Source organism: Photorhabdus sp. P32 (assembly GCF_038085095.1).
GTDB lineage: Bacteria > Pseudomonadota > Gammaproteobacteria > Enterobacterales > Enterobacteriaceae > Photorhabdus > Photorhabdus luminescens.
This window is the reverse complement of sequence record NZ_JAZGJN010000291.1, coordinates 48320-71193: the sequence shown is the minus strand read 5'-3', so window position 1 is coordinate 71193 and position 22874 is coordinate 48320. Positions and strand designations below refer to the sequence as shown.

Sequence of the window (22874 nt, the reverse complement as noted above, 5' to 3'; positions counted from 1 at the left end):
TTAACGGTTAATAAATTGGCTTTAATATTTGGTTCACATATTAATCACATATACTACAAAAAAACTGGGGAATTTTCGCCATTAATGTGATGACAAATTTTACTTTTCTATCCGTCGCCGTCAGAATATACCCCATCTAACTGGGCAGGCAGTTTTTGTTTAGAAAATCAACCGGCGTTAATATTAATTCGGAATATACCTTACAAAGGACGCTTCATGCTTCTGACCTTTTTACTTTTAATTACCGGATTGATTTTACTGGTATATGGTTCCGATAGATTAGTATACGGCGCTGCAATTTTTGCCCGTACTCTGGGGCTGCCTCCATTTATTATTGGTATTACCATTGTCGGCATTGGAACTTCCCTGCCCGAATTAATGGTTTCAGTTACTGCAATGCTAGATAGTCAACCTGATATGGCGGTGGGTAATGTTATTGGTTCTAACATTACTAATCTGCTATTGATAACCGGTGCTGCCGCATTTATTCGCCCAATGGAAGTAAAATCAGGTATTCTACGGCAGGAGCTGTTGTTGATGCTACTGCTCACCGCCTTCTGTGGTTATTTGATGAGTGATTACTATCTCAGCCGGATGGATGGGTTGGTATTACTCACTTCCGCCATAGTGTATATTTTATTGATGATAAAAATGGTTGCTCTACCACACCGTGCCGAAACAGATATTTACACGCAAGAACAGGCTGCCGAATTACCGGTAGAAGGCAATAAACACATTGCCCTACTTTGGATTCTATTAGGGTTACTTATTTTACCTATGGCAACCCGCATGGTTATTGATAATGCAACGGTTATTGCCCGTATTTATGGCATCAGTGAATTAGTTATCGGGCTTACGGTACTTGCGGTCGGTACCAGCCTGCCAGAATTAGCAACCTCTATTGCCGCCGCATTCAAAGGCGAAGACAACATTGCATTCGGGAATATTATAGGCTCGAATATATTCAATATATCAACTGTTTTGGGCCTTCCCGCATTACTCTCACCAGCAGCCATTTCACCTGAATCTTTCCATCGCGACTTTTGGGTAATGATGGTAGCCAGCATAATATTTACTGCATTTTGTTTGGGTCGTAAACACCGATTAAACCGATTTAAAGGTGTCCTGTTATTAAGCTGCTTTATCGCTTATTTTATCGTACTGTTTATTTCTAATTACAGCATTGAATAAACACAAATAAGTAGGAAAAAGAAATGCCTAAGATTGATTTTCAGCAAGCGGGTAAAAAAGTATTACGCATAGAACGTGATGGATTGACAGAACTTGAACAACATATAAACGAAGATTTTGACCGTATATGTGAATTGATATTCAACTGCGAAGGTAAAGTGATTGTCATGGGGATGGGTAAATCCGGCCATATTGGGTGTAAAATTGCTGCAACTTTCGCCAGCACCGGTACACCATCCTTTTTCGTTCATCCGGGAGAAGCCAGCCACGGCGACCTCGGCATGATTACGCCTAAAGATATTGTTTTAGCCATCTCAAATTCAGGTGAATCCAGTGAAATTTTGTCTCTGATCCCGGCATTAAAACGCCAAAAAATTCCGCTTATCTGCATGACTAACAATTACCACAGTAATATGGGGAAAGCCGCAGATATCCACCTGTGTATCAAAGTTCCACAGGAAGCCTGTCCGCTAGGTTTGGCTCCGACAACCAGTACCACGGCAACACTGGTTATGGGCGATGCTTTAGCAGTTGCATTGCTCCAGGCGCGTGGCTTTACCGCTGAAGATTTCGCCCTATCACATCCAGGAGGCACTCTTGGACGCAAACTTTTGCTGCTAGTGAGTGATTTGATGAATACAGGCAATGATATTCCAAAGGTTAATCGTGATGCATCCTTACGCGAAGCACTACTCGAAATCACCCGGCAAAAATTGGGTATGACCGTCATTTGCGATGAAAATATGTATATTGATGGTATTTTTACTGATGGTGACTTACGGCGAGTGTTTGATATGGGCGTCGATTTGTACAATGTCAAAATTTCAGATGTTATGACAACAGGTGGTATCCGTATCAAACCGAATGCCCTTGCCGTTGATGCGTTGAACTTAATGCAGTCACACCATATCACCTCGCTACTGGTCGCAGAGGAAAATAAATTACTTGGTGTATTACATATGCATGACCTGCTACAAGCGGGTGTGGTTTAACCGGAGAAAACGCCTTAATGAACCAATTAGTTTATCTGGACACCTGTTATGGTCCAGTTAGTAAAGATGTTATTGAAAAAGCCCGTAAAATCCGCTTGTTGATTTGCGACGTTGACGGCGTTCTATCCGATGGCTTGATATATATGGGCAATAACGGTGAAGAGCTAAAAACATTTAATGTCCGAGATGGCTATGGAATTCGCTGCTTAATTACTTCAGGAATCGAAGTCGCTATTATTACCGGCCGTAAAGCGAAATTGCTGGAAGATCGAGCAAACACACTAGGGATTACACATCTTTACCAAGGACAAAGTGATAAGGTTTTGGCGTACAAAGAATTGTTAGATAAACTGGGATTAAAACCAGAACAGGTTGCTTACATCGGTGATGATCTGATTGATTGGCCGGTCATGGAACAAGTGGGTTTATCTGTCGCTGTGGCAGATGCACATCCATTACTCTTACCAAAAGCGCATTATGTCACCCAAATTGCAGGGGGACGCGGTGCGGTAAGGGAACTTTGTGATTTGGTGCTTTTTGCTCAGAATAAGCTAGAAGAGGCCAAAGGATTATCAATATAGTAGGTTGAAGTGAAACGAGAATGGATAGAATCAAATCCTGGTTGGTGATAACTCTGGTATTAATCATCCTGGCGCTAATTGGCTGGAACTTGTCTGATTCAGATGGGATTAAATCATCTTCTGCTACAGATAACAGTCAGCCAACCTATCAAAGTCAGGATACCATAACTTTTGTTTATGACCCTACGGGGAAACTGACGTATAAACTGGTCGCTGATGACGTCCAAAACTATGCAGAGTCAAAACTTACCTGGTTTACCAAACCAGTGTTAATTACCTATGACTCAAATGCCATTGCTACATGGACAGTTCGTGCTAACAAAGCCAAACTGACTAACGACAAAATGCTCTATCTTTACGGAGACGTACAGGTTGACAGTCTGACTAATACGTCACAATTACAACGTATTACCACAGAGAACGCTATTATCAACTTGGTAACTCAGGATGTTTCATCTGACGATCAGGTCACACTGATTGGTGTCGGGCTAAAATCCGTCGGTATGAAAATGCGTGGCAATCTGCGGAACAAAACCGCTGAACTGATTGAAAAGGTTAACACCTACTATGAAATCCAACATGAAAAACAGAATCCGTAATGCCTTTATCGCCAGCGCCATCTTTGCGGTCAGCCTTCCCGCTCTGGCACTGAAAGATGACACACAGAAACCCATTTCTATCGATTCTGTTAAACAGGCCCTTGACATGACAGGGAACACTGCCACATTTACAGAAGATGTGATCGTTAAACAGGGTTCTATTGATATCCGCGCTAACAAGGTTGTTGTGACTCGTCCAGATAGCGATTCTAAAAAAATGATTATTGAAGCATTTGGTAATCCGGTCACTTTCTATCAGCTACAGGACAATGGCAAACCAATCAAGGGCCGCGGTTCTAAAATGCGTTACGAAATGGATAAAGAGCTAGTTACACTCACTGGCAATGCCTATTTGGAACAGTTAGACAGCAATATAAAAGGCGATCGTATCACCTACCTAGTCCCAACTCAGCAGATGGAAGCGTTTAGTGACAAAGGTAAACGAGTGACAACTGTCCTGCTGCCTTCTCAATTACAAGAAGAAGGCACTGGGGTTAATAACAAGAGTAAATAACGATATATGGCAATACTAAACGCAGAAAACCTGGCAAAAGCTTACAAAGGCCGTAAGGTCGTTGAAAATGTCAGCCTAAACGTGAACTCCGGTGAAATTGTCGGCCTGCTTGGTCCGAACGGCGCAGGGAAAACGACAACTTTCTATATGGTCGTCGGTATCGTTTCACGAGATGCCGGAACAATTACCATTGATAATGAAGATATCAGCCTACTGCCGCTTCACGAACGGGCGCGCCGTGGTATTGGTTATTTGCCTCAGGAAGCGTCTATTTTCCGCCGTCTAAGCGTATTCGACAACCTGATGGCTGTATTGGAGATCCGCCGTGATCTGACTCAAGAACAACGAAAAGAGCGTGCCGAAGAGCTGATGGAAGAGTTCCATATCAGCCATCTACGCGACAGTCTTGGTCAATCGCTTTCCGGCGGTGAGCGCCGCCGCGTAGAGATTGCCAGAGCGCTGGCGGCCAATCCTAAATTTATTTTGCTGGATGAACCTTTTGCCGGCGTAGATCCTATCTCAGTTATCGATATCAAGAAGATCATTCAGCATTTGAGAGATTATGGACTAGGGGTCCTGATCACCGACCACAATGTCCGTGAAACATTGGATGTATGCGAACGTGCTTATATTGTCAGCCAAGGGCAACTGATTGCTCACGGCACACCTAATGATATTCTTAATAATGAACAGGTGAAGCGCGTCTATTTAGGCGAAGGTTTCCGGCTCTAATTTAGCCAGGAGAATTGATTTAACGCTATGAAGCAAAGTTTGCAACTCAGGTTTAGTCAGCAACTGGCTATGACACCACAGCTCCAACAAGCTATTCGTTTGTTGCAACTTTCTACGCTTGAACTGCAACAGGAAATACAACAAGCGTTAGAAATGAACCCTTTGCTTGAACAGGACGAAGATCATCAGGAAATCGGCAATCAGGAACTTCCCGATAACGAAACGGAAGCTATGGATACGCTTGATGCCTTGCAACAAAAGGATATGCCAGACGAGTTACCCCTGGATGCCAGTTGGGATGAAATTTACACCGCTGGCACACCTTCCGGGACACGTAGTGACTATAATGACGACGAACTGCCGCTTTACCAAGGTGAAACTGTTCAAACCCTGCAAGACTATTTGATGTGGCAGGCAGAACTCACCCCTTTCACGGAAACAGATGCCGCCATTGCGACATCAATCATTGACGCCGTAGATGACACCGGCTATCTCACTGTGCCATTAGAAGATATTCTTGCCAGTATTGGTCACGATCAACTCACTCTGGCAGAAGTGGAAGCGGTGTTAAAACAGATACAACATTTCGATCCTATCGGTGTCGCTGCTCGTGATTTAAAAGATTGTCTACTGGTCCAACTATCAATGTTTCCGCCAGAAACACCTTATCTGAAAGAGGCAAAACTGATCGTTTGCGAACATCTGGAGCTATTAGGTCATCGGGATTTCCGCAACTTAACCCGCCTTAGTTGTTTGAAAGAAGATGAACTGAAAGAAGTCATAAATTTAATCCAGTCACTTGAACCGAAGCCCGGTCTGGCAATAAACACCAGCGAATCAGAATATGTCATCCCCGATGTACTGGTTCGAAAAGAGAGCGAACACTGGCAAGTAGAATTAAATACAGATAGTATCCCCCGTTTACACATTAATCAGCATTATGCAGAGCTTGGGCAACATACGCGCAATGAAAGTGACGGTCAGTTTATCCGTAATAACTTACAAGAGGCTAAATGGCTTATCAAAAGCCTGGAAAGCCGAAATGATACTCTGCTGAAAGTTGCGCGTTGCATTGTAGAGCAACAACAGGAATTTTTTGAACATGGTGAAGAACATATGAAACCTATGGTTTTGGCAGACATTGCTTTCCAGGTTGATATGCATGAATCTACCATTTCCAGGGTGACTACCCAGAAATTCCTGCACAGCTCACGTGGTATTTTTGAATTGAAGTATTTTTTCTCCAGCCATGTCAATACAGAAAGTGGAGGCGAAGCCTCTTCAACTGCAATACGGGCTTTGGTGAAAAAACTGGTAGCAGCGGAGAATCCCGCCAAACCATTAAGTGACAGTAAACTGACGAGCATGATAGCCGATCAAGGCATCATGATTGCCCGACGGACTGTCGCAAAATATCGAGAGTCGTTATCCATTCCGCCATCAAACCAACGTAAGCGTCTGGTTTGAAATGAACAGATAAGGAAGACAATATGCAACTCAAAATAACCGGCCACAATATTGAAATTACTGATGCATTACGCGACATTATCACTGCAAAATGCAGCAAACTCGATCAATATTTCGATAGGATCAACCTGACTCAGGTAATCCTCCGAGTGGAAAAGGTACAACAAATCGCCGAAGCTACTGTACACATTAACGGAGGTGAGTTGCACGCATCATCAGAACATGAAGATATGTATGCAGCAATTGATGGACTGGTTGATAAACTAGCGCGTCAATTAACCAAACATAAAGATAAACTGAGACATCATTAACAGTCATTTAACAAAAAATGTAGTAACAACAGCGAAGTTTTGCTGTAAAACAGTGCGCAAATACCGGATGCCACAGATAACCTATGGCATCCGGTATCAATGAGGCACCTAAGTGAATAGAAAAAATGAACAATCAAGCAGATTTACTACTAAGTTCTGTGCTTTCTCTCGCATGTACCCGCAATAATGTACATTGTTCGAGCAAAAAACGGGCTTTAGAGATTATCAGTGAGCTAGCATCTCAGCAGCTTAAGTTACCAGAAAATGTCGTATTCGAAGCAATATTAACCAGAGAAAAAGTAGGTACTACTGGAATTGGCAGTGGTATTGCTATCCCTCACGGTAAGTTAGATGCAGAAAGCTCAGATCAAGCAGTCGGCGTTTTCCTAAACCTGGAACAGCCCATTGCTTTTGATGCGATTGATAATCAACCAGTTGATTTGCTGTTTGCTTTACTGGTTCCAAATGATCAATGCCAGACACACTTACACACATTGTCATTGATCGCCAAACGTCTTGCAGATAAAAACCTCTGCCGCCGTTTAAGATCGGCACAAAGTGATGAAGAATTGTACTCAATTATCACTAAATAACTGTTGCAGTGCATGGAGAGCAACAGATAAGAGTGGCTCATAATAACCACTGAGAAATTAAGGGGAGTCGCCTCATGGTGCTGATGATAGTCAGTGGCCGTTCCGGTTCAGGTAAATCCGTTGCCTTGCGCGCACTGGAAGACATGGGTTTTTATTGTGTAGACAACTTGCCGGTAGTATTACTACCGGAATTAGCAAATACGTTAGCTGAGCGCGATATTTCTGCCGCGGTTAGTATTGATGTAAGAAACATGCCGGAATCCCCTGAGGTTTTCGAAGAAGCCTTGACTAAACTACCCGCGAGTTTCTCACCGCAATTACTATTTCTTGACGCTGACCGTAACACCTTGATCCGCCGTTATAGCGACACCCGCCGTCTGCATCCGCTGTCAAGCAAAAACCTTTCTCTGGAAAGCGCGATTGATCAAGAAAGCGATCTGCTGGAACCCCTTCGTTCAAAAGCAGATCTGATTATCGACACTTCCGAAATGTCAGTCCATGAATTGGCTGAGATGCTAAGAACGCGTCTGCTAGGCAAACGGGAGCGTGAGTTGACAATGGTCTTTGAGTCTTTCGGCTTCAAGCATGGCATTCCTATTGATGCCGACTATGTTTTTGATGTACGTTTCCTACCAAACCCACACTGGGACCCTAAATTACGGCCAATGACCGGCCTTGATCGTCCTGTAGCCGCTTTCCTCGACCGTCATACGGAAGTGCATAACTTTATCTATCAAACCCGCAGTTATCTTGAACTCTGGCTGCCTATGCTTGAAACCAATAACCGCAGCTATCTGACCGTTGCTATTGGCTGCACTGGCGGTAAACATCGTTCTGTTTACGTGGCAGAACAGTTGGCCGATTATTTCCGCTCCCGAGGCAAAAACGTACAGTCTCGCCACCGTACTCTCGAAAAGCGAAAATAAATAATGACTGTCAAGCAGAAGCTTGAAATCAAGAATCGACTGGGAATGCACGCCCGGCCAGCAATGAAGCTGTATGATCTAGTACAGCTCTTTGAATCTCATGTTGTTTTACGCAATGATAGCCATGTTGAAGCCGAAGCCAGCAGTGTCATTGCTATGCTGATGCTGGATTCAGAAAAAGGCAGCTATATTGAAGTTGAAGCCAGCGGCCCAGATGAAGAACAGGCTCTTGCCGCCATTATTAGTCTATTTAATTCGGGATTTGACGAAGAATAACGTCGCTCACTCACCTGTGGATTATCATGTTCTTTACTGTTTTCATTAGCGACACAAAACAGTTCGTGATCATGATCTCTTTCTTTTCCAGTAAGAACAGCCTACTATCAAGTTAATCATTTTAAATAACACCCCCCTCCTCATGGTGCGGGGTGTTATTTTGTGTTGGAATCCATTTGGAGTGTGGTATGACTAAACCAGCAATTATCATCAACGAATTAGACGCAGAACGTTTAGATTCCCTGTTGGAACAGCCAGCGTTTGCAGATACTAGTATCGCTGACGCTTTGAATGAGGAGCTGGATCGTGCAGAAATTGTACCTCCAGCAGAAATTCCATCAGATGTTGTAACCATGAACAGCCGGGTCCGTTTTCTTGACCTGACAAGCAATGAAGAGCGGGTACGTACTTTAGTTTATCCCGCATCACTGCAAGACAGTTCAGATCAGCTTTCTGTTATGGCTCCTTTAGGAGCTGCATTGTTGGGCCTTCGTATCGGTGACGAAATCAGTTGGGAATTGCCAAACGGCGAAGAAACCCGAGTCAAAGTACTAGAATTACTTTACCAACCAGAAGCTGCCGGTGAGCTCCACCGTTAATTCAGCCAGCCCATTTGTCCGGGCTGACTAAAATAATCGGAAACGAGTATCTCTTATTGCCCAGCGATACTCATTTCCGGTAGTAAGACTGAACCGCACTGGATATTACTGCGAGTTTCAATATCATTCCCGATAGTAACCATATTGGCCCACATATCTTTTAGATTGCCCGCAATAGTAATTTCACTGACAGGATACTGAATCTCACCATTTTCTACCCAAAAACCCGCGGCGCCACGGGAATAGTCGCCGGTTACTGCACTGACGCCCTGCCCCATCAGTTCAGTGACCACTAACCCTGTTCCCATCTGACGCAGCAAACCTGCAAAGTCCTGACCTTGCCCTGCAATGCACCAGTTATGAATCCCACCTGCATGGCCGGTACTTGCCATTCCTAACTTACGGGCAGAATAACTTGTCAGAAGCCAAGTCTGTAATACGCCATCCTTGATAATATCCCGATTACTGGTAGAAACACCTTCGCTATCAAATGGAGAAGATGCTAAACCTGCCAGCAAATGTGGCCGTTCTTCAATTGTCAACCATGATGGCAGGATTTGTTTGCCCAGATGATCAAGTAAGAAAGAGGATTTCCGGTAAATACTGCTACCACTGATAGCGCCAACCAGATGACCGAAAAGACCTGTTGCAACTTCCGCAGCAAACAATACCGGCGCTTTCATAGTTGGTAATTTACGTGGCGACAAACGAGATAACGCACGGCGAGCACATTCCTGCCCAACCCATTCCGGCGATTTTAAATCTTCAAAACGACGACTAATGGTATACGCATAGTCCCGCTCCATATCGCCATCAAGTTCAGCAATCACACAACTCGACATAGAGTGACGACTCGAACAATAGCTTTGCAGCATACCGTGACTGTTACCAAACACTCTGATGCCATAATGGCTGTTAAAACTGCCGCCTTCGGTATTGGTAATACGCTTATCTGCCTGTAATGCAGCTTGTTCTGCACGAGCAGCTAGTTCAATCGCGTTATCAGCATCCAATTCTGTTGGATGAAACAGATCAAGATCTGGCGCTTCAAACGCCAGTAGCGCTTTATCTGCCGGGCCAGCACATGGGTCCTGAGAGGTATAACGAGCGATATCAATCGCAGCCTGAACAGTACGGGCAATGGCATCCGGGCTTAAATCTGTTGATGATGCGCTTCCTTTACGTTGCTGATGGTATACGGTAATTCCCAACGCGCCATCACTATTGAATTCTACATTTTCTATTTCACCAAAGCGGGTACTGACACTAATACCCGTTGTTTTATTAACCGCAACCTCCGCAGCATCACAACCCGCTTTTGCCAGCTCTAGTGCCTGTGAAACTGCATTTTCCAGTTGTTTGCGTTGTTCCGCAATTTGATCCGTGATTTTCATTAATTACCCGCAATTTGATGAATAAAGGGAAAATCTGTCGGGAAAACAGGGCCGTTTCATCCACACAATCAATGCCGAGTGGTAATCAGGCGTTTTTCCCAGTTACAATACACAATATTAGGATGTTAACACCCACCGGGCTACAGGTCATGCACCAAAATCAACCTAGCAGCTCCGGCCTTTTTAAAAGGAAAACCACTATGGCAAAGCAGCCTGAAGATTGGCTCAATGATTATCCTGCTGAAGAGGAAGAAGAAGAGATAATTTGGGTCAGTAAAAGTGAGATTAAACGTGATGCCGAAGCATTGAAAAAGCTGGGTACAGAATTGGTTGAGCTCAGCAAAAGTGCGCTTGAACGCGTTCCGTTAGATGAGGATCTGCTGACCGCCATTGAACTTGCACAGAAGATAAAAAGAGAGGGACGCCGTCGCCAATTACAATTTATTGGCAAATTGTTGCGTACCCGGGATGTCGAACCCATTACCACCGCGCTTGATAAACTGAAAAATCGTCATAATCAGCAAATCACTCTGCTCCATAAATTGGAAGAATTACGTGATAAATTGATCGATGGCAATGATGATGTTATTGATGAGGTTGTGACGTTATTCCCACAAACTGATCGCCAGCAATTGCGTACCTTGATCCGCAATGCTAAAAAAGAAAAGGCGGCAAATAAGCCACCTAAATCTTATCGTCAGATTTTCCAGTATCTTAAAGATATGGCCGAATCCGATTAACAATCTAAAACTCATAAAGTTCTAATTCTGTTAGGGGAAAATATTAAAACTAAGTTCCCCTTCCAGCTCTTCTTCAGCTTCTTCAAACAAGAGTACTAATGAAGCAAAATCGTGTCTTTTCTGCTGCGTAAAATGGATAAAATTGACCTCTACAGGTAAATCAATTCCTCCTGTCACAACATCCCACAGAGCATCCAGATTACTACCAAACTCGTCTCCTAACTCAAATTGCTCAGAAAACTGCTGATAGAACATTTTCAGATCAGGGATACGGTCAAAATCAAACTCCACTTTATGCATAGAATTACTCCATTAAGGTAAAACTTCTGTAATGATCCAACGTCAGATAAATCAGACCATCAGATGAATAAAGCAATCTGTCACTCCCTCTGTGCCCACAACGGTAGTTAACATCTGCTTCAAACCACTGACGTTTCGGTTTCATTGGTAGCTTCTTTTCACGATTAGTAAATTTGTCACCACCAATCGCCCTACCCGGCAGAACCTGACATAAATTTCCCTGTTTTGCATTCCAGCCAAGGTCGCGGGCCTGCATCTTAGTAATATAAATATCGGGCAATTTATTATTCTGTCGTAAGTAAGCCACCACATTATTCTGTTCAGTTAGCCCTTCAATCCGTTGTATTGCTGAGGTATTCCTACCTGTTTCTGGAGCCTGCAACAGTGTCTTATCAACACCTTTAGCAAAAGTACCACAAGTCACAGCCAAAACAGTCAGTAACACACCTGCTAGCCAAGTCTTCTTCATGACTATCCTTATAATGATCTATCTCGGATAAACAGCCAAAAATCAGGCTGTTCCTCCAACGGTCAAGTTGTCCAGTTTCAAAGTAGGCTGACCAACACCAACAGGTACGCTCTGGCCCTCTTTGCCACAAACTCCGACACCTTTATCTAGATCAAGATCGTTTCCTACCATAGAGATCTGCTGCATAGCCTCAATACCGGAACCGATAAGAGTTGCACCTTTCACTGGTTTGGTAATTTTACCGTTCTCAATCAGATAAGCCTCAGATGTCGAGAACACGAATTTACCGGAAGTGATATCCACTTGACCACCACCAAAATTTGGCGCATATAAACCATTTTTCACACTACCGATGATCTCTTCCGGTGTGGAATGGCCTGCCAGCAAATATGTATTAGTCATACGAGGCATTGGCAGATGAGCATAAGATTCACGGCGACCATTGCCAGTCGGCGCGACACCCATCAGACGCGCATTCATTTTGTCTTGCATGTAACCTTTCAGAATGCCATTTTCAATCAATACATTGTATTGCCCAGGAACGCCTTCATCATCAATTGTCAATGACCCACGGCGACCTTTTATCGTGCCATCATCAACCACAGTGCAGAGTTCAGACGCGACCTTCTCACCAATCTGACCCGAAAACACCGAAGTACCACGACGGTTAAAATCACCTTCCAACCCATGACCAACAGCTTCATGCAGCAATACTCCCGGCCAACCAGCCCCAAGAACAACCGGCATAGTACCAGCAGGCGCAGCAACAGCGGAAAGATTCACCAGCGCCATACGAACAGCTTCACGCGCAAATTGTTCTGCACGGATCTGACCACTAACCACTTCCAGAAAATATTCATAACCGTAACGACCACCACCACCGCTGGAGCCATGTTCACGTTTGCCATTATCTTCCACCAGCACCGTGACAGATAAGCGAATGAGAGGACGAATATCAGCCGCCAAAGTCCCATCGGTCGCCGCGACCAACACCCGTTCATAGATCCCTGTCAGACTGGCATTGACTTCCTGTACTCTTGGATCTTCCGCGCGAGCTACCTGATCCACACGCTGCAATAACGCGATCTTTTCTTCACGGGAAAAACTTTGCAGCGGATCAATTGCCGCATAAAGCGGAGAATAGGCCACTTCGCCAAAGGTATGGACTTTACCATTTCCTTTTTCATGGACGATGCTACGGGCAGCCAGCGCACTTTGTTGCAGCGCATTCAACGTGATCTGGTCTGCATAAGCAAAACCCGTTTTTTCACCACTGATTGCCCTAACGCCAACTCCTTGATCAATATTATAGGAGCCATCCTTAATAATCCGATCTTCCAACACCCAAGATTCATGGTAACTGGACTGAAAATAGAGATCGGCATAATCCAACTGACGTTCAGTCAGTTGACCGAGTACTGAAAACAGATCTTGATGGCTTAATTTATTTGCAGCCAGTAAGTGTTCACTGACAGAAGTTAAACTCATAATTGCTACTCTTTAATTTGCGGTATTTTTTCAATCAAGGAAGTCAACTGCGGCCGGAAGCGGTTATGTTTCACCACTTTCATCTGCTCACGCATAACCTTCAAACTATCTGCCCTGACATTCAGTTGCAAGGCACTAACTGCATCGGGGTTTTTCTTAATTACTTTCCCCCAACCGTCTACTGCCATTGAGTGACCCCACGTCTGACGGGTTCCATGTACACCAACCTGAGCCGGCGCTAACAGAATACATTGGTTTTCAATAGCACGGGCTCGTAACAGTGGCTCCCAATGTGCTTTTCCTGTCAAACGAGTAAATGCCGCAGGAACAGATATCAACTCAGCGCCCTGCTCACGTAGCGCCTGAAACAACCCAGGGAAGCGCAGATCATAACATATGGCCATCCCGAGACGGCCAACAGGGGTGTCTACAACGGTAATATGTTCCCCGCGTTGGAAAACAGATGATTCGTTATATGATCCATGTTCATCATTAATATTGACATCAAACATATGGATTTTGTCATAACGGGCGCAAATCTTACCCTGATCATCAAACAACAGGCTGCTACTGGTGAGCCGTTCAGAATTTTCACGACTGATAAGCGGCATAGAACCGATTAATAACCAAACACCATAACGGCGTGCAATCTCACTAACAGCCTGCTGTAAAGGCCCATTCCCTTGTTGTTCCGCATGCTTACGATAGCTATCAGCATTAGCAAACAACAATGCATTTTCCGGGGTCATAACAAACTTGATAGTATCTGGCAACTGCTTAATTTGCTGTTCAATTTGCGCCAAATTATGTTTGATATTCTCACCGCTACATAACTGCAAGAGTGCAACATTGACGTTTCTCATGTTCCTCTATTCTCCTTAAGCTGACGCAGAACTTCATCAATTTTCGGTTGTTCAAGATTACCAGTAATCCGGTAACGAATAACGGATATCTTATTCCATAACGGCCCTAAGACCTTGGTCGCTGCGAATAATGCAGCACCAGCCATCGGATTGATGACAAAAGCCGTCGCTACTCCCACAGTAGCAGAAATCTCCGGCGTGACGATGGCTTCGATATTGATCTGTTGGCGAACAAGATCGATCTCACCTTTCGTTATCACATCGGCAATCAACCCATCAACCCGTAAGTTTTCAGTCTTGAGTATCCCATTTTTTACTGAAACATCACCACGAATTGAATCAAATTCAAAATCCTGGCTAAAGGTATCGCTGAAATCGAGCTGTAATTTACGTAACAAAGCATCAAAACTGACTAATTTTAGTAACTGACCAGCACTTCCCCCACCCAATTTTTCAATAGCGCCTTTACCTAAGTCGCTTTTAAGATTGCCATTCAATGTCTGCAAGTCGGGTTTCCACGGTGTATCCCACCAATTAAAATCAAAGCGGAAGGTAAATGGCGAATTAACAATCGGTACGACTATACCAAGGTAAGATGCCATCTCATCAAACTTTCCACCAGAAAACTGCCCCATAATACGCGTATTATTCCCTACAGCGCCTTCTTGCCAACGGCCTGCCACATTTAGTTTACTGGCACTGTTTTCCACTATTCCATCCCTTAATACCAGCGAATTACCTTCTGGAATCAGGGAACCAGACACCTTGCCAAGCTTCAAGCCCATAATCCAACATTCAGAACAGATGATATCTAATGAAGGCCATTGGTTCAGCGAATAACGCAGAGTTGTACCTGTCTGAGATTGTTTAGGTAAATCCGATTCAGCTTGCTGAGGGCTGTTTTGTAGAGAACTATTTTGTAAAGGACTATAGTAAAGATAGCTCAAATTCATCTGCCAAGGGCCACTATTACGGATATTAAGTTTACCGTTGATTTCTCGACTATTAGCTGTGATCTGCGTTCCCCAAGACTGTTTTTCCACACCCAACGATAACTGATTCCAACGTTGTCCCCCCGCATCCAGTGATGGAAGTGATATATGCAGATACTGCGGCAACATTGACATTCCTGCCAATGAAGAACCTGAAGTCAAAGGTGCAATCAGCCCTAACCACTCTTCCCCTTCAACTGCCGGAAGATTCAATTCCAATAGGGATTTTTCAGGTAAGTCAGGAATGTTGTTACTGTTGCTTTGTAAAATCCCCCGTAACAATTGAGTGCTTTTCCCTGCTAAACGCCATTGAGTATTAAATGTATACTGCTTATCTAAAATGCCTTTTACTCGCAACTGCGCCATATCACCATCAGCCAGAACATGAAGAGCGCGTCGTTCATCCGCTTTCAAAGCAGGTAAATGACTATCCACTTGTGATAAGTCAGCGTCGATTTTCACATCATATTGAGGCTTACCCTGAAACGGCAAATTGATACCAACCTTTCCTTCCCAATCAACAGAGCCAGAAAACACTTTAGCAATCACCGGTGAAAATCCAGATAATTTTGCAATAGCCCAACGCGCATTCAGACCAACATTTACTCGATAGTTTTTGAGTAAATTCTCGGTAGAAAAATCAACCGTAACAGGCTGCCCAAGCCATTGGGCCGATAATTTGCCGCTCTGTAAATTGCCATTATCAAAGCGGAATCGGCCATTCACATTCTTCATTTCGCTATCTAAGGGTTTAATCAACAAGTGATTATTTTTTAAAGTCACCTCACCGCGAGCATTTACATTGCCGCCATTGAGTGGAATATCCAAATGTAAATTACCCGCGATTTGACCGCCAACCTGCAATGTATCCAGTGTTTCACCAACAGAATTTGCTAACGGGCTGCGGGTAAAATATTCATGAATATCTTTGCCATCTCCCAACAGATCAGCGTCGATTAATAATTTCTTGCTACGATAATTAGGAATTACTGCTGAAAGATTACTGGCTTTCACTTTACCAAGCGCCGTTTGCGGAGCAAGCATCCATAGACCGTTATTCTGGAAATTAAGATCAATATTGAGATCCAGCAATGCCGGCCAATTTGGTTGGTACTGGAACGTCGCATGACGCAATGGAGCAAAAACTTGAAACTGCCCATTATTCTTTGCAAATGGGAAATCTTTTGGATTGCCCTGAAAAACAAAAGTCGCGTTTTCTATCTGCCCTTTAATAATTGAAGCTGTCAGATAGTCAGTCAGAGGTTTCCCCATCAAAGGTTCTGGAAAATATCGCCAAGCATCACCTGCATCATAAACCCGGACTCCCGCCAGAATACTTAGCGCCGGAGGCTGTTCTTTAGGCTGTTGATAACGAAAATCACCATTAACCCACAATGATTTCGCTTGCAAATCCAACCCTTGACTCCAAAGTTGTAAACCTCGCTCACCTTGCCGCCAGAGTATTTCTCCATGACTTTGAGATATCTCAAACGGCGCCAGGAACATATTTCGATAATCAACGACACTATCCTGCAAAGCAAAACTCAGTTTGCCTTGCCGCAAGCTGCCATTGAGAGAACCTGAGAAATTATCAATAGAGGGCAGTTCCTGCCAGCGCTGCCAACTGACATTCTGCCATTGCATACTGATTCGAGAATCATCTGCCATTTTGGGTGTAATATCGAGAGCAAGATACTTTACCAATCCTTGTGGCTGACGACGCTGCCAATCCTTCACAACATCAGGAGTCAAAAAAGAAAAAGTCGGTAAAATGCTACTTAGCCGTTCAAGTTGAATGTTTTTTGCCCGGACACGCCAATGATCATGACCATCAGCTCTCTTGGCTTCCGGCAGATAGAGCACTGATACTTTCCCTGACGGCCATTGCTGACCATCAGTGATCAAATTTGCCAACTCAGGTGCATCAAACAACCAACCATCATCTTGGCGACGCATTCGTAATACTAGATCACTGACAGAAAGGTTGTGGGGTTTGCCAGCAACTTTCCAATTAGCTTCTCCCTGACGGAGTTGTAACTGGCCGCCATCAATTCGACCATCTTTAAGCATAATCCAGCTAGACAAACTAAACTCGGCATCCTTCAACCCAGTATTATCCTGCAACCAATGACTTAACCACGGGTGAATATCAACATTATCTGCCTGCAAATAAATAGTACCGTTATCCAGTACGCCATTAGTGTCATGCAAATCGAATTTAACTTGTATATCTCCGTGCTGATTATTGATAGAAGAGAGACTAATTTTCCCTTGAGCACGGTGGCGATTATCTTTATTCAGCCAGGTTAATTGTGGTAACAACAGATCAGCACGTTCACCGGAGGGAGTGAGGAAAGTAAAACGGCTATCTTGCAGATTAAAATGATCAAACTGCTCTAGAAACAGATCAGAAAATAGATCCGATTGGGAAAACATATTACCGCTTTGATTATTAAATAGCGGTTGATAGTAATCTGCTTGTAACTGATAAAAAGTAAGATCGCGGAAACTCCAACGCATTCTTAACAAAGATAACCAGATATCCAATGCAACCGTGATCTTTTTGGCTTTCACATCTGCATTTGCAGTTTTTACACTGATATCACGTAATTCAAAAACAGGCCCAAAAGATTCCCATTTTCCCGCAATATATCCAGCATCAATAGGTACACCAATAATTGACTCAACTTTAGCGAATAATTGTGGGCGGTAATCATTAATATGTGGCAGTAGAAAACGTAATCCACTAACAAGCAAAGCCACAATGATAATGACTATTGCGGCTGTCGCTAATAATACTCCCGGCAGTCGCCTCACACACATCTCCTCGATTACCTATGCTGTTATAACAGAAAATCAAATGGTTACATCATAACTACGTCAAATTGTTCCTGACTGTAGAGCTGTTCTGTCTGAACTTTCACCTGTTTACCGACAAAAATCTCCACTTCCGCCAGTGCATGAGATTCCTCCCCTTTCAGCGCTTCGGACACTGCGGGTGAGGCATAAATAAGGAAACGATCTGCGTCAACTGCCCGGTGCACACGCACAATTTCGCGCATAATCTCATAACAGACAGTTTCAACCGATTTTACTGTTCCCCTTCCCTTACAAGTAGGGCAGTCGCTGCAAAGTATATGCTCTATACTTTCACGAGTCCGCTTACGGGTCATTTCCACCAGTCCGAGTTGGGAAAAACCATTAATCGTTGTTTTAACACGATCTTTACTCAGCACATGCTCAAGAGAAGCTAATACCCGTCGACGATGCTCTTCGCTATTCATATCGATAAAATCGATAATAATAATACCCCCCAGATTACGCAGCCTTAATTGCCTGGCAATAGCTTGCGTCGCCTCAATATTGGTATTAAAAATAGTTTCTTCCAAATTGCGATGCCCGACAAATGCGCCAGTATTAATATCAATTGTGGTCATCGCTTCAGTTTGGTCAATAATTAAATAACCACCTGATTTTAATTCAACTTTGCGATCGAGTGCTCGCTGAATTTCATTTTCTACATCAAACAGATCGAAAATAGGCTGATTACCGTTATAAAGTTCCAATCTGGCGGTCATTTTAGGAATATATTCGCGAATAAATTCCTGTAATTGAGTAAACGTCAAACGAGAATCCACACGAATACGATCAAGGGCTGCTCCGGCGAAATCACGCAAAATACGATGGGCCAGCGCCAATTCGCCATAAAGTTTATTTTTAGTGACATTGCGCTTTTTACGCTCCATCACTTTACTCCACAATCGTTTCAAGAAAGCCGCATCTTGAGCTAATTCTTCGTCACCAACGCCCTCGGCAGCCGTCCTGATAATGAAACCACCATGTTCATCACAATAGTCAGCAACAATATTTTTCAGTCGATTACGCTCTTCTTCACTTTCAATACGTTGTGAAACCCCGACATGAGAAGCTCCGGGCATAAATACAAGGTAACGGGAAGGTAAAGTAATATCGGTCGTTAGCCGAGCGCCTTTCGTGCCAAGAGGATCTTTCACCACCTGAACCATTAAATCTTGTCCCTGGCGAACCAACTCAGCAATATCTTTGACATGAAAGTTCTTTTGCTCTTCACCAGCAATACATTCCGTGTGAGGCACAATGTCTGAGGCATGAAGAAAAGCGGCTTTTTCCAGCCCAATATCAACAAAAGCAGCCTGCATCCCCGGCAACACTCGACTTACACGGCCTTTATAAATATTACCGACAATTCCTCTTTTGGCTTCTCTCTCAATATGGATTTCTTGCAAAATCCCACCATCAATGTAAGCAACGCGCGTTTCGGATGGTGTAATATTGACTAATAACTCTGCTGTCATGTGTTCCCCTTTCCATCAACTAACGCAAAAAACTTTGTGATTAATTCGTGCGTTTCCACCAATGGCAGACCAACAACTGAGTGATAACTACCATTAAGCGTTTTAACAAAGCAACCCGCTTTTCCCTGAATACCATAAGCACCCGCTTTGTCCATCGGCTCACCGGTTGCTACATAATCCAAAATTTCCTGCGTGGATAATTGGCGAAAGGTTACATCTGTAATGACTATATTACTTAAAGTACGCTGATTATCTGATAAAGCAATAGCGGTAATCACCTGATGACACTGACCGGAAAGTGCGCTGAGCATTTCAACGGCATGTTGTTCATTACGCGGTTTTTCCAAAATCTTACCATTCAATACAACAACAGTATCCGCTCCTAGCACCGGAAAATCTTCTGGCGCAATAGCAACCCCCGCCTGAGATTTATCTTTTGCTAATCGGCTAACATATTGACGCGGAGTTTCACCCTCTTGCCATTGCTCCTTTACCTGAGGAGAAAGAATTTCAAATTTAAAGTCCAATAATCCAACCAGCTCACGCCGCCTCGGTGAGCCGGAAGCCAGATAAAGGGTTTTCATGATGATATCGTCCTTACTACTACCTATCTCATTAGGCTATTTCATTTGCCATTTTGAATCTGGAGCAGAGCTTAATCCTCACGTAATCCAGGCACGCTTCGGTTACACACTCTACTCGCATCCTCAAGTTACTTGGAAAGAATGGCCTGCATCAGTAACGCCTGCTGGAATAAGCTCTATCAGGACATTAAAAACTGCGATCCGACCACTAATGCACATTAAACTGACGACGGATTTTTCGCATTAACAGGAACAACCAAGGCCAAAGAATACCATTGACCAAACTGTTCCAAAATACTTCTGGATGAAAAGCAACATTTGATAACAAAAATTCTGCCCAAAAGACGCTGAAATCCATCAGTACCGATAAAGCAATGACGACCAAAGCCTGCTGCCAAAGCGCCATATTGCGGAATAATTGAAACTTAAATGACACCAAATAACTCACAAGACTGTAAGCCAAAGCGTTAACACCCAGTGTCGCCCCCTGAATCAAATCTACGATGATCCCCAATACAAAACCGGTCCCAACACTGACTCTATGAGGTAACGCCATTACCCAATAAATCAACAATAGTGCCGACCAAGTTGGCCGATACATATAAATTTGCTCCGGCCACGGCATAATTTGCAGCACCATTGCAACCAAGAAAGATAACCAAATGATCCAACGCCCATGACTCCGGTATTGATTCATTAACGATTTCCCGAATTTATAAATTTAGCAGACGTTATTGTCGATTCAGCATTTTTCACTCTTTCTGTTGTCTTGGTTGTTTCATCAGAAACAGACGATGGAGCTGGTGGTCCGACTTCATTCGCATGCGGCAATACCTGAGGCATCATTTGCATTAAACGTTCATTGGCTACACGATAAACCTCTGATGGAGGCAATGGTTCGGATGGATTATTATCCGCTCCCCACAACAACAACAAATAACGCAAACGCTGTAATTCTGCCGTTGGTCGGGCGTGAATCACCGTATAGGCTCGCTGATTATCGACTTTAACTGACGAAACCACCGCTACCGGATAACCTTCCGGGAAACGCCCCCCTAACCCAGAAGTCACCAACACATCTCCAACCCGAATGTCTGTGTTGCTTGGCAATAGCTCAAACTGCAAATCATCAGTACAACCCGCACCCGCAACAATAGCCCTGATATCATTACGTAAAACTTGAATCGGCAAAGCATGAGTCGTATCACAAATCAGTAATACCCGACTCGTAAACTGACTGACAGCAACGACTTGACCAACAATGCCTTTATCACTGATAACAGGTTGTCCTTCATAAACACCTTCTCTTGATCCTTTATCGATGACGACCTGATCACTATAAGGATTAGCCCTACCGGAGATCACCTGCGTCACCATCATGTGTTCATCCTGACGTAAAGGCGACCCCAATAGCTCACGCAAACGGGAATTTTCCTGTTTAAGTTGCCCTAATAACAGCATATCACTGTTTTTCATCAATAATTCTTGGCGTAAAGCACGATTTTCCAATCGAAGTTGTTCACGGGAAGCAAGGGTTTCTGACACGCCATCAAGCACTTGACGCGGGCCATTGGCGAGAAAATAAAATGGACTGACCACCGTATCCATATAATTACGGACTTTACTGAGAGCATCAAGGCGGCTGTCTGCCACAACCAAAGCAATGGCAACAATAACAGCAAAGAAAAGTCGTAATTGCAGGGAAGGCCCCCTGCTAAAAATTGGCTTCATAAGCTGCGCTATTCCAAACTGTACTGTTTCATAAACAATGGAATTCCCAGACAGCAATCGCAAGGAGGTCTGAGCTGCCCGTCATTCCTCCCTCACTTGCAAGTTAACACTCACTCCTCACTGAAGAGTTCACCGCCATGCATGTCGATCATTTCAAGTGCTTTTCCGCCACCACGGGCAACGCACGTCAATGGATCTTCCGCAACAATGACAGGAATACCCGTTTCCTCTATCAGTAAACGGTCAAGATTGCGTAATAATGCACCACCACCAGTCAAGATCATGCCGCGTTCTGAAATATCGGAAGCCAATTCTGGCGGACACTGCTCAAGAGCGACCATGACAGCACTGACAATACCCGTTAAAGGCTCTTGCAGAGCTTCAAGAATTTCGTTGGAGTTAAGCGTAAAGCCGCGTGGCACACCTTCAGCCAAGTTACGACCACGAACTTCAATCTCCAACATCTCATCGCCAGGATAAGCAGAACCGATGGTGTGCTTAATACGCTCAGCGGTTGCCTCGCCAATCAGTGAACCATAATTACGACGAACGTAATTGATAATAGCCTCATCAAAACGATCACCACCGATACGTACAGAAGATGAATAAACAACCCCGTTCAAAGAGATAACCGCCACTTCCGTGGTGCCGCCGCCAATATCCACAACCATTGAGCCTGTGGCTTCAGAAACAGGTAAGCCAGCGCCAATCGCCGCAGCCATAGGTTCTTCAATCAAAAATACTTCTCGAGCGCCAGCACTAAGTGCCGATTCACGGATTGCCCGACGCTCAACTTGAGTTGCGCCAACCGGTACACAAACCAAAACTCGCGGACTTGGACGCATGAAACTGTTGCTATGAACTTGCTTAATAAAGTGTTGCAGCATCTTCTCAGTAACATAAAAATCAGCAATCACCCCATCTTTCATCGGACGAATTGCCGCAATATTACCCGGTGTTCGACCCAGCATTTGCTTTGCTTCCTGCCCAACGGCAGCAACACTTTTCGATGAACCTGCACGATCCTGACGGATTGCGACAACCGAAGGTTCATTCAATACAATACCCTGACCTTTGACGTAGATAAGGGTATTGGCGGTACCCAAGTCAATAGACAAGTCGTTGGAAAACATGCCACGAAATTTTTTAAACATAGCGAAAGGATAATCCTGCAAGCTGGGGACGGAACAAAACCCGT

At 44.0% G+C, this 22874-nt stretch carries 24 protein-coding genes; 13 read left to right on the top strand and 11 right to left on the bottom strand.

Annotated features, from left to right (window positions below; translation table 11 throughout):
* Positions 1-216: 216 nt before the first annotated feature.
* From V2H77_RS20990 to rnk, 12 genes are all read left to right on the top strand, one after another.
* Positions 217-1191 (top strand): calcium/sodium antiporter, encoded by a 975-nt coding sequence (locus V2H77_RS20990; protein WP_049582703.1) that lies wholly within the window; start codon positions 217-219, stop codon positions 1189-1191.
* Positions 1192-1214: 23 nt separating this feature from the next.
* Positions 1215-2183, top strand: coding sequence for an arabinose-5-phosphate isomerase KdsD (kdsD, locus tag V2H77_RS20985; RefSeq protein ID WP_265380098.1), 969 nt, complete (start codon positions 1215-1217; stop codon positions 2181-2183).
* A 17-nt stretch (positions 2184-2200) separates the two neighbouring features.
* A complete protein-coding gene (gene kdsC / locus V2H77_RS20980; RefSeq protein WP_265380099.1) occupies positions 2201-2764 on the top strand; it encodes a 3-deoxy-manno-octulosonate-8-phosphatase KdsC in 564 nt (187 codons plus the stop codon).
* A gap of 20 nt (positions 2765-2784) precedes the next feature.
* Positions 2785-3363 (top strand): LPS export ABC transporter periplasmic protein LptC, encoded by a 579-nt coding sequence (gene lptC / locus V2H77_RS20975; protein ID WP_049582706.1) that lies wholly within the window; start codon positions 2785-2787, stop codon positions 3361-3363.
* Positions 3344-3877 carry a lipopolysaccharide ABC transporter substrate-binding protein LptA gene (gene lptA / locus V2H77_RS20970; protein ID WP_341500347.1) on the top strand — a complete coding sequence of 178 codons (534 nt, stop codon included), beginning with the start codon at positions 3344-3346 and terminating at the stop codon, positions 3875-3877. Before lptC ends, lptA begins: the two co-directional genes overlap by 20 nt.
* A 6-nt stretch (positions 3878-3883) precedes the next feature.
* Entirely contained in the window at positions 3884-4609 is a 726-nt protein-coding gene (gene lptB / locus V2H77_RS20965; protein ID WP_088373735.1) for an LPS export ABC transporter ATP-binding protein, read from the top strand.
* Positions 4610-4636: 27 nt separating this feature from the next.
* Entirely contained in the window at positions 4637-6076 is a 1440-nt protein-coding gene (rpoN, locus tag V2H77_RS20960; RefSeq protein WP_265380101.1) for an RNA polymerase factor sigma-54, read from the top strand.
* Positions 6077-6099: 23 nt separating this feature from the next.
* Positions 6100-6387 carry a ribosome hibernation promoting factor gene (gene hpf, locus V2H77_RS20955; protein ID WP_036775988.1) on the top strand — a complete coding sequence of 96 codons (288 nt, stop codon included), beginning with the start codon at positions 6100-6102 and terminating at the stop codon, positions 6385-6387.
* Between the two features lie 125 nt (positions 6388-6512).
* Complete coding sequence (gene ptsN / locus V2H77_RS20950; RefSeq protein ID WP_139656348.1) at positions 6513-6980, top strand: PTS IIA-like nitrogen regulatory protein PtsN; 468 nt, start codon at positions 6513-6515, stop codon at positions 6978-6980.
* A 74-nt stretch (positions 6981-7054) separates the two neighbouring features.
* Positions 7055-7906, top strand: coding sequence for an RNase adapter RapZ (gene rapZ, locus V2H77_RS20945; RefSeq protein ID WP_265380103.1), 852 nt, complete (start codon positions 7055-7057; stop codon positions 7904-7906).
* Between the two features lie 3 nt (positions 7907-7909).
* Positions 7910-8182 (top strand): PTS phosphocarrier protein NPr, encoded by a 273-nt coding sequence (gene npr, locus V2H77_RS20940; protein ID WP_088373738.1) that lies wholly within the window; start codon positions 7910-7912, stop codon positions 8180-8182.
* Between the two features lie 188 nt (positions 8183-8370).
* Complete coding sequence (gene rnk / locus V2H77_RS20935) at positions 8371-8781, top strand: nucleoside diphosphate kinase regulator (RefSeq protein WP_049582713.1); 411 nt, start codon at positions 8371-8373, stop codon at positions 8779-8781.
* 53 nt (positions 8782-8834) lie between these two features.
* On the opposite strand, the gene pmbA is transcribed toward rnk, so the two are convergent.
* On the bottom strand, positions 8835-10175 hold the full coding sequence (gene pmbA / locus V2H77_RS20930; protein WP_088373739.1) for a metalloprotease PmbA: 1341 nt from the start codon (positions 10173-10175) through the stop codon (positions 8835-8837).
* A 200-nt stretch (positions 10176-10375) separates the two neighbouring features.
* Between pmbA and yjgA the strand changes: the two genes are divergently transcribed.
* Positions 10376-10915, top strand: coding sequence for a ribosome biogenesis factor YjgA (gene yjgA / locus V2H77_RS20925; RefSeq protein ID WP_088373740.1), 540 nt, complete (start codon positions 10376-10378; stop codon positions 10913-10915).
* 30 nt (positions 10916-10945) lie between these two features.
* Here the strand turns inward: yjgA and V2H77_RS20920 are convergent, their stop codons facing one another.
* The 10 genes from V2H77_RS20920 to mreB all read right to left on the bottom strand — a co-directional run bounded on the left by V2H77_RS20920 (position 10946) and on the right by mreB (position 22830).
* Positions 10946-11215, bottom strand: a complete 270-nt coding sequence (locus V2H77_RS20920) for a barstar family protein (RefSeq protein ID WP_049582716.1) — start codon at positions 11213-11215, stop codon at positions 10946-10948.
* 4 nt (positions 11216-11219) lie between these two features.
* Positions 11220-11684 (bottom strand): ribonuclease domain-containing protein, encoded by a 465-nt coding sequence (locus V2H77_RS20915; protein WP_088373741.1) that lies wholly within the window; start codon positions 11682-11684, stop codon positions 11220-11222.
* A 42-nt stretch (positions 11685-11726) separates the two neighbouring features.
* Entirely contained in the window at positions 11727-13172 is a 1446-nt protein-coding gene (gene tldD, locus V2H77_RS20910) for a metalloprotease TldD (RefSeq protein ID WP_341500346.1), read from the bottom strand.
* Positions 13173-13177: 5 nt separating this feature from the next.
* Positions 13178-14035: a deaminated glutathione amidase gene (nit1, locus tag V2H77_RS20905; protein ID WP_265380106.1), complete on the bottom strand. Its 858-nt coding sequence runs from the start codon at positions 14033-14035 to the stop codon at positions 13178-13180.
* A complete protein-coding gene (yhdP, locus tag V2H77_RS20900; RefSeq protein WP_341500345.1) occupies positions 14032-17844 on the bottom strand; it encodes an AsmA2 domain-containing protein YhdP in 3813 nt (1270 codons plus the stop codon). Before yhdP ends, nit1 begins: the two co-directional genes overlap by 4 nt.
* A 47-nt stretch (positions 17845-17891) precedes the next feature.
* A complete protein-coding gene (rng, locus tag V2H77_RS20895) occupies positions 17892-19361 on the bottom strand; it encodes a ribonuclease G (RefSeq protein ID WP_341500344.1) in 1470 nt (489 codons plus the stop codon).
* Complete coding sequence (locus V2H77_RS20890) at positions 19358-19945, bottom strand: Maf family protein (protein ID WP_341500343.1); 588 nt, start codon at positions 19943-19945, stop codon at positions 19358-19360. Before V2H77_RS20890 ends, rng begins: the two co-directional genes overlap by 4 nt.
* Positions 19946-20153: 208 nt before the next feature.
* Entirely contained in the window at positions 20154-20642 is a 489-nt protein-coding gene (mreD, locus tag V2H77_RS20885) for a rod shape-determining protein MreD (protein WP_049582722.1), read from the bottom strand.
* Entirely contained in the window at positions 20642-21676 is a 1035-nt protein-coding gene (gene mreC / locus V2H77_RS20880) for a rod shape-determining protein MreC (RefSeq protein ID WP_341500342.1), read from the bottom strand. Before mreC ends, mreD begins: the two co-directional genes overlap by 1 nt.
* Before the next feature lie 110 nt (positions 21677-21786).
* Entirely contained in the window at positions 21787-22830 is a 1044-nt protein-coding gene (mreB, locus tag V2H77_RS20875) for a rod shape-determining protein MreB (protein WP_011148194.1), read from the bottom strand.
* Positions 22831-22874: the final 44 nt, after the last annotated feature.